5 protein-coding genes and 1 pseudogene are annotated in these 6132 nt (G+C 62.9%); 4 read left to right on the forward strand and 2 right to left on the reverse strand.

Annotation, left to right across the window (positions count from 1 at the left end):
* Positions 1–112: 112 nt before the first annotated feature.
* Positions 113–283, reverse strand: a pseudogene (locus tag ACYP5B_RS14940) (PLP-dependent transferase); the annotation flags it as partial.
* 131 nt (positions 284–414) lie between these two features.
* The gene (locus ACYP5B_RS14945) at positions 415–1383 is read right to left on the reverse strand and encodes an aliphatic sulfonate ABC transporter substrate-binding protein (protein ID WP_459570230.1); all 969 of its coding nucleotides are present in this window, start codon (positions 1381–1383) and stop codon (positions 415–417) included.
* Positions 1384–2061: 678 nt separating this feature from the next.
* Between ACYP5B_RS14945 and cyoA the strand changes: the two genes are divergently transcribed.
* The 4 genes from cyoA to ACYP5B_RS14965 are packed head-to-tail and all read left to right on the forward strand — an operon-like array spanning position 2062 to position 6043.
* On the forward strand, positions 2062–3030 hold the full coding sequence (gene cyoA, locus ACYP5B_RS14950; RefSeq protein ID WP_400102187.1) for a ubiquinol oxidase subunit II: 969 nt from the start codon (positions 2062–2064) through the stop codon (positions 3028–3030).
* A gap of 8 nt (positions 3031–3038) precedes the next feature.
* Positions 3039–5015, forward strand: coding sequence for a cytochrome o ubiquinol oxidase subunit I (cyoB, locus tag ACYP5B_RS14955; RefSeq protein ID WP_318234697.1), 1977 nt, complete (start codon positions 3039–3041; stop codon positions 5013–5015).
* A 3-nt stretch (positions 5016–5018) separates the two neighbouring features.
* A complete protein-coding gene (gene cyoC, locus ACYP5B_RS14960; RefSeq protein WP_400102185.1) occupies positions 5019–5669 on the forward strand; it encodes a cytochrome o ubiquinol oxidase subunit III in 651 nt (216 codons plus the stop codon).
* On the forward strand, positions 5669–6043 hold the full coding sequence (locus ACYP5B_RS14965; protein ID WP_459570231.1) for a cytochrome o ubiquinol oxidase subunit IV: 375 nt from the start codon (positions 5669–5671) through the stop codon (positions 6041–6043). The genes cyoC and ACYP5B_RS14965 overlap by 1 nt, the downstream gene beginning before the upstream one ends.
* Positions 6044–6132: the final 89 nt, after the last annotated feature.

Raw genomic sequence — 6132 nt, forward strand, 5'->3', positions numbered from 1 at the left:
CAACGTTGGCCTTGCACCTATTCGCAACGTAGCGGGTTGGTTACCGCTTTGCCTGGTCAACCCGAGCTTGTTCAGTTGCCTTTGCAAGCTCCGGCCGTTTTAGGCCGGGGTAGTTGACGATGCGGCTGTAGATATTGCCTGGCACCTTGAGGTCGAACAGGTCGGCGCCGTGCTGCGCGTTGTCGAACGCATAGGCAACGGTCTAGTAGATCGGCACGGCCACGGCACGCGTGGTGGGGTCCGGGGAGTAGCCACCGTGAACGGCAATTGTCTCGATTTTCATAAGGTCTTGGTCTTTTTGTTGGAATTGTGCTCAGGAGTGCGCATGGTAGCAGTCGTGACTTCCGCCTGTCATCGCGGCGGACCGTTGCCGGCCCTCCATGAATCTGCATGTCGGATTGGCTTATAGGCTACTTACTGGCTTGCCAGAGGGAAGCTCGCCTGCCAGACGTTGTCCCTGACCTTGACGGCGGTGGGGATCAGTTTCTGCTCGTGGAACAGGTCCGCGACCTGCTGCTGGGCGGCGATCACTTCCGGCGTGACCGGGGTCGCGCCGTACGGCACGCGCTTGAGCCAGGCTTCCACGACCTGCGCGTCCAGGCCAATGGCGGGCGCCAGCAGGGCGGCGGTCTCGCCCGGGTTCTTCACCACCCACAGGCCGGTGGCGCGTAGTTGCTCCAGGATGGCGTTGACGACCTGCGGCTGTGCCTTGACGAAGCCGTTGCCGGCTTCATAGAAATTGAAGGGGGAGGGCACACCTTCATAGTCGGTAATGGTGCGCACCTTGAGCGCCTTCTGCGCCAGCGCGTAGTACGGGTCCCAGACCACCCAGGCGTCCACGTTGCCGCTCTCGAAGGCGGCGCGCGCATCGGCGGGCGGTAGGTAGATCGGCTGGATGTCCTGCAGGGCCAGGCCATGTTTCTTCAGCAGTTGCACCAGCAGGTAGTTGGAGCTGGAGCCCTTCTGCAAGGCGATGCGCTTGCCGCGCAGGTCGGCCACCGAGCGGATCGGCGACTTCTCCAGCACGAACAGCGCCTCGTTGGTCTTGCCGCCGGGCTCGGCGCCCACATAGACAAAGTTGGCGCGGGCGGCCTGGGCGAACACCGCCGGCGGCGCGCCGGTGTAGCCAAAGTCGATGCCGCCGGCATTGAGCGCCTCCAGCAACTGTGGACCGGCGGGGAATTCCTTCCATTCCACCTTGAAGCCGAGCGGGGCGAGCTTTTTCTCCAGCGAGCCCTGGGCCTTGAGCACGGCCAGCAGGCCGGCCTTCTGGTAGCCCACGCGGACCGATGCGTCGGCGGCGTGGCCCGCGGCGGACCAGGACAGCGCGGCGATGGCCAGGGCGCGGCCGACGAGGGGTAGCCATTGGCGGAAAGGATGCATTGCGATGTTCTCCGAGGTCGACGAGTGAGGTAGCAAGGTCCTGGTTTGGGACGCGGCCCTATGGTTGCGAAATCGCGCGGGGAGGGGAACGAAGGTTATTGCATTTGGATAGAACCGCGGCAGGTGCAACGCGGTGGCAAGCACGTTCTGGCGCGCCATGGCATCCTGTGCGGCCGCCTCATTGCCCCCAAGCGCGGTTGCGGTTTGTGCAGCTGCTTTCAAGGGTGCGCACCCCTGCGACACCTTGCCGCAGCCAGAAATGTCCTGGCTTAATCGGACGTTGCTGGCGTGATGGCAGAAGAAGCTGCATTGTCCGGTTTGCCGAACAGTGTGTTCCAGCGCACGGGTTTACCCTCAATGCTGCGATGCGGTAGATTCGCGGCCACGATGTCTGACGTACCGCGACCCTCACCTGAATACCCTGTTTGCCCACCAGGCAAGCTTGTCGGGCTGCGCCACGCCGACGTCCTCCTGTGTGGACCGCCGCAGTCCCACAACGATCCGTCCCACAAGGACCAAGCCAGGCTGCCGCTGATCGGCGCGTCCCCCGGCACACCGGTCGCTTGACCCGGATCTGACCCAGTTTCCCCCAAGCCTTAAGCCTGCCTCTTGCTCCCGCATCTGGCAGCAAAACCGCGCCGCGCCGTCGCTGTCGTGGCCAACTCAACCAGTCGTGACATGAAGATACCCAAACTTCCGCGTTGGACGCGGCTAATGCCTTGCGCCGCCCTGCTCTTGCTGGCCGGATGCAACATGGCCGTGCTAGATCCGAAGGGCCAGATTGGCGCCGACGTCAAAAACATCATCCTGATCGCGACCTGGCTGATGTTGCTTGTCGTGGTGCCGGTGATCGTGCTGGTCTTCACCTTCGCCTGGAAGTACCGCGCCAGCAACAAGTCGGCCCGCTACGAGCCGGACTGGTCCCACTCGACCGGGATCGAAGTGGTGGTCTGGCTGATTCCCTGCCTGATCATCCTGGTGCTGGGCATCATCACGTGGAAGTCCTCGCACGACCTGGACCCCTACAAGCCCATTGAATCCAACGTCAAGCCGATCACCATCGAGGCGGTCGCGCTGAACTGGAAATGGCTGTTCATCTATCCGGACCTGGGCATCGCCACGGTCAACGAGATCGCGTTCCCGGTGAATACGCCCGTGAATTTCAAGATCACGTCGGATTCGATCATGAACTCCTTCTTCATCCCGCAACTGGGCAGCCAGGTGTACGCGATGGCGGGCATGGAGACCAAGCTGCACCTGATCGCCAACGAGACCGGCGCGTTCGACGGCATGTCGGCCAACTACAGCGGCGGCGGCTTCTCGGGCATGAAGTTCAAGGCCAAGTCGGTGTCCAACTTCGACTTCGAGGCGTGGGTCAAGCAGGTCCGCGCCTCGTCGAGCCAGCTGACCCTGGCTGACTACAGCGCGCTGGCCAAGCCCAGCGAAGCGAATCCCGTGGCGCTGTACGCCAAGGTCGATCCGCAGCTGTACCACGGCATCCTGCACAAGTACATGGACGGTGCCGGTGGCGCTATCGCCGGCAACGGCACCTCGTTTGGTCCCGTCTGCACCTCGCGCAACACCCTTGGCGTGAGCCAGGTGTCCATGGCCGCGCCCGCTACGCCGGCGCCGGGCTCGAATTCCTAGGAGTAGAGATGTTTGGCAAATTGAGTTTGGATGCCATCCCGTTCCACGAGCCCATCATCATGGGCACGTTGACGATGGTGGCCCTGGGTGGCGTGGCGCTATGCGCGCTGATCACCTATTTCGGCAAGTGGAAGCCGCTGTGGAACGACTGGTTCACCTCGGTCGACCACAAGAAGATCGGCATCATGTACACCGTGGTCGCGCTGATCATGCTGCTGCGCGGCTTTGCCGACGCCATCATGATGCGTACCCAGCTGGCGCTGTCCACCAACGGCTCGCCGGGTATCCTGCCGCCTGAGCACTACGACCAGATCTTCACCGCCCACGGCGTGATCATGATCTTCTTCGTGGCGATGCCGCTGATGACGGGCCTGATGAACCTGGTCGTGCCGCTGCAGATCGGCGCGCGCGACGTGGCCTTCCCCTTCCTCAACACGCTGAGCTTCTGGCTGTTCGTGGCTGGCGCGATGCTGGTCAACGTCTCGCTGGGCGTCGGCGAGTTCGCGCGTACCGGCTGGCTGGCCTATCCGCCGCTGTCGGGAATCGCGTACAGCCCTGGCGTGGGGGTGGATTACTACCTCTGGAGCTTGCAGATCTCGGGCCTGGGCACCTTGCTGACCGGCGTCAACTTCCTGGTGACCATCCTCAAGATGCGCGCCCCGGGCATGACGCTCATGCGCATGCCGGTGTTCACCTGGACCGCGCTGTGCACCAACGTGCTGATCATCGCCGCTTTCCCGGTGCTGACCGTCACGCTGGGCCTGCTGGGCCTTGACCGCTACCTGGGCATGCACTTCTTCACGAACGAGATGGGCGGCAACGCCATGATGTACGTGAACCTGATCTGGATCTGGGGCCACCCCGAGGTGTACATCCTGATCCTGCCGGCGTTCGGCATCTTCTCGGAAATCATCTCGACGTTCTCCGGCAAGAAGCTGTTCGGCTACAAGGGCATGGTCTACGCGACCTGCGCCATCATGGTGCTGTCGTTCCTGGTCTGGCTGCACCACTTCTTCACGATGGGCTCCGGCGCCAACGTGAATGCGTTCTTCGGCATCACCACGATGATCATCTCCATCCCGACCGGGGTGAAGATCTTCAACTGGCTGTTCACCATGTACCGCGGCCGTGTGCAGATGACCACGCCCGTGCTGTGGACGCTGGGCTTCATGGTCACCTTCGTGATCGGCGGCATGACCGGCGTGCTGATGGCAGTGCCGGCGGCTGACTTCGTGCTGCACAACAGCCTGTTCCTGATCGCCCACTTCCACAACGTGATCATTGGTGGCGTGCTGTTCGGCTACATCGCCGGCATTACCTACTGGTTCCCGAAGGCCTTCGGCTTCAAGCTCGACGAGCGCCTGGGCAAGTACGCGTTCTGGTGCTGGATCATCGGTTTCTACCTGGCCTTCATGCCGCTGTACGCGCTGGGCTTCATGGGCATGACCCGTCGCCTGAACCACACCGACAACCCGGCGTGGAACCCGTTCCTGTACGTGGCCGTGGTCGGCGCCGTGTTTGTCGGCCTGGGCATCCTGTTCCAGATCCTGCAGATCGTGGTCAGCGTGCGCCGCCGCAAGGAGCTCCTCGACGTGACCGGCGACCCCTGGGGTGGCCGTACGCTGGAGTGGGCCACTTCGTCGCCGCCGCCGTTCTACAACTTCGCGCATACCCCGGTGGTGCGTGACCTCGACGCGTTCGCCGACATGAAGGCGCGTGGCGAAGTGCCGCAGCAGCAAGCGCACTACGAGCAGATCCACATGCCGAAGAACACCGGCGCCGGCTTCTATATCGGTGCCTTCAGCCTGGCGCTGGGCTTTGCCCTGACCTGGCATATCTGGTGGCTGGCGGCGGTAGGCCTGGTTGGCATGATCGTCAGCTTTATCTTCCGCAGCAACGACGACCACATCGACTACTACGTGCCCGCGCACGAAGTCCAGGCGGTCGAAACGAGCCATTTCCAGCGCATTGCGTCACAGGCCTGAACCATGACGACTGAAGTCCTACAGCGTTATCCCGCGCATGGCGCCGCCCAGGCGCATGCCCACTCGCACGATCATTCGCACGATCACGCCCATCACGACACCAGCGCCAACACGGTGTTTGGTTTCTGGGTGTACCTGATGAGCGACTGCATCATCTTCGCCGGGTTGTTCGCCGCGTTCGCGGTGCTGCGCGGCGAAGTGGCAGGCGGCCCGTCAGGCAAGGAACTGTTCGAGCTGAACTACGTCCTGGTCGAGACCTTCCTGCTGTTGTTCAGCAGCTTGACCTCGGGCATGGCAATGATCTCGCTGCATAACGGCCAGCGAGCCCGCCTGCAGTTCTGGCTCGGCGTGACCTTCCTTCTGGGCGTGGCGTTCATCGGCATGGAAATCAACGAGTTCCATCACATGATCGCCGAGGGCGCAGGCCCCGAGCGCAGCGCGTTCCTGTCGTCGTTCTTCACGCTGGTCGGCACCCACGGCCTGCACGTGGCGAGCGGCTTGCTGTGGATGGCCGTGCTGATGTGGCAGATCTCCCGCAAGGGCCTGACCCCCACCATGACCAAGCGCCTGGCCTGCTTCGCCTTGTTCTGGCACTTTCTGGACATCGTCTGGATCGGCGTGTTCACCGTGGTCTACCTGATGGGAGCGATGTAATGGAACATAGCAACGTCTCTGCCGCCGGCGCCCACCGCGCCCACGACGAGCACGGCACCACCTCGGCCGGCGCCAGCCATGGCAGCGTCAAGTCGTATGTGATCGGCTTCGTGCTGGCGGTGATCCTGACCGTCATCCCATTCAAGCTGGTGATGGGCGGCACGCTGGAAGCCTCGACCACGCTGGCCGTGATCCTGGGCCTGGCTGTCGTGCAGATCGTCGTGCACCTGATCTACTTCCTGCACCTGGACAGCTCCTCGGAGCAGCGCTGGAACGTGATGGCCCTGGCCTTCACCGCGCTGATCCTGCTGATCGTGGTGGCGGGCTCGCTGTGGATCATGCACAACATGAACGCCAATATGACGGTGCATTGAGCGCTTGAGCGCGGTTCGGCTGCGGTCGAGCGGCGTAACGCAAACAATGTGAAAAACGACCCGGTCGCGTGAGCGCCCGGGTCGTGTGT

The sequence above is a fragment of the Cupriavidus sp. 8B genome (genome assembly GCF_054589115.1).